This window comes from Dietzia sp. SLG310A2-38A2, assembly GCF_014145095.1.
GTDB lineage: Bacteria > Actinomycetota > Actinomycetes > Mycobacteriales > Mycobacteriaceae > Dietzia.
The window spans coordinates 1-1,983 of record NZ_JAALDX010000231.1 but is presented as its reverse complement, the minus strand read 5'-3'; the positions used below and the strand labels follow the sequence as shown (position 1 = coordinate 1,983).

The 1,983-nt window shown below is 70.1% G+C and carries 2 protein-coding genes; both read left to right on the top strand.

The window, feature by feature from the left end; all coding sequences use genetic code 11:
• The first annotated feature begins 243 nt into the window (after positions 1–243).
• Positions 244–825, top strand: a complete 582-nt coding sequence (locus tag G6027_RS08745; protein ID WP_182636834.1) for a TetR/AcrR family transcriptional regulator — start codon at positions 244–246, stop codon at positions 823–825.
• A gap of 29 nt (positions 826–854) precedes the next feature.
• Positions 855–1,983: acetyl-CoA C-acetyltransferase (locus G6027_RS08740; protein WP_182636833.1), on the top strand; the 1,129-nt coding region annotated here is incomplete at its 3' end.

Sequence of the window (1,983 nt, the reverse complement as noted above, 5' to 3'; positions counted from 1 at the left end):
CCGCGGGGGCCTCGTCGTCGCCGGTCTCGCCGATCGTGCAGGCGGTGAGGCTCAGGGCGAGACCGAATGCCGCGGAGGCCGCGAGGACACGGCGACCGGCTCGGCGCGGTGGGGACGAGATCGTGGAGCGCATGGTGGGGAGTCTAGGCAGACGGCGGCGGCGGCGGGCGGACCGACGCGTCGGCACCGGACTCCGGCCGCGCGGTCTGCACCTAGCAAGTGCTTGGTTGGTAGGGTGGCCGCATGACCAGCACGACCAGACGTGAGGAGCTCCTGGCGATCGCCGCCGGGCTCTTCGCCGAGCGCGGCCTCCGCGCCACCACCGTGCGAGACATCGCGGACGCGGCAGGCATCCTCTCGGGCAGCCTGTACCACCACTTCTCGTCCAAAGAGGCGATCGTAGACGAGATCCTCCGCGGATTCCTCGACTCCCTCTTCGGCGACTATCACCGGATCGTCGACGCGGGGGCATCGCCCCGGGAGACCCTCGAGGGGCTGGTCCGCGTCTCGTTCGAGGCCATCCACCGCCACCGGGACGAGGTGGCCATCTACCAAGACGAGCTCAAACATCTCCGGGGCAACCCGAGGTTCGACTACCTCCGCGAGCGCAACACCGAGTTCCGCGAGATGTGGACCGACGTGCTGGGCCAGGGGATGGAGTCCGGGGAGTTCCGTTCCGACCTCGACATCCGGCTCACCTACCGGTTCCTGCGCGACACCGTCTGGGTGGCCGTGCGCTGGTACCGGCCGGAGGACGCCAACGACCACGCCGTGATCGCGGACCAATACCTGCACATCGTGCTCGACGGCCTGGCCGTCGACTGATCAGCACCACCCCATCCACGAGGAGACACATGACCAGCGTGACCGGCCGCGAGGCCTACGTGATCGACGCAGTCCGGACGCCTGCGGGCAAGCGCGGCGGCAGCCTGTCGGGCCAGCACCCGGCGGACCTGGGCGCGCACGTCATCCGCGCGGTCGTCGAGCGCACGGGAATCGATCCGGAGGTCGTCGACGACGTGATCTTCGGCTGCGTGGACGCCATCGGCCCCCAGGCGGGCAACATCGCGCGCTCTGCGTGGCTCGCGGCCGGGATGCCCCTCGGTGTGCCCGGTACGACCGTCGATCGCCAGTGCGGATCCAGCCAGCAGGCCATCCACTTCGGCGCGCAGGGGATCATGTCCGGTACCCAGGACGTGGTCCTGTTCGGTGGCGTGCAGAACATGAGCGCCCTGCCCATCTCGTCGGCCATGCTGGCGGGTCGCGAGTACGGGTTCGACGACCCGTTCACCGGCTCCACCGGATGGGTCGAGCGCTTCGGCTCCCAGGAGATCTCGCAGTTCAACGGCGCGCAGATGATGGCCGACAAGTGGGACATCTCGCGCCTGGAGATGGAGGAGTGGGCGCTGCAGTCGCACGCCCGCGCCCGCGCCGCGATCGCCGAGGGCCGGTTCGCGGGCGAGTACGTCCCGCTGGCCGGACTCGAGTCGGACGAGACCACCCGCGAGACCACCCTGGAGAAGATGGCCTCGTTGCCGGTGCTGGCCGAGGGAGGCTCCCTCACTGCCGCCGTGGCCTCGCAGATCTGTGACGGAGCGTCCGCGGGGTTGCTCGCCTCCGCCGAGGCGGTGGAGAAGTACGGCCTGACGCCGCGTGCCCGGATCCACCACCTCACCGTGCGTGGCGACGATCCGGTGATGATGCTCTCCGCGCCGATCCCCGCCACCCGGTGGGCCCTGGAGAAAACCGGCCTGACGATCGACGACATCGACGTGGTGGAGATCAACGAGGCGTTCGCACCCGTCGTGTTGGCGTGGATCAAGGAGATCGGCGCCGATCCGGCCCGGGTGAATCCCAACGGCGGCGGCATCGCGCTCGGCCACCCGCTCGGCGCCACCGGCGCGAAGCTGTTCGCCACGCTCCTCAACGAGCTCGAGCGCACCGGTGGCCGCTACGGCCTGCAGACGATGTGCGAGGGCGGCG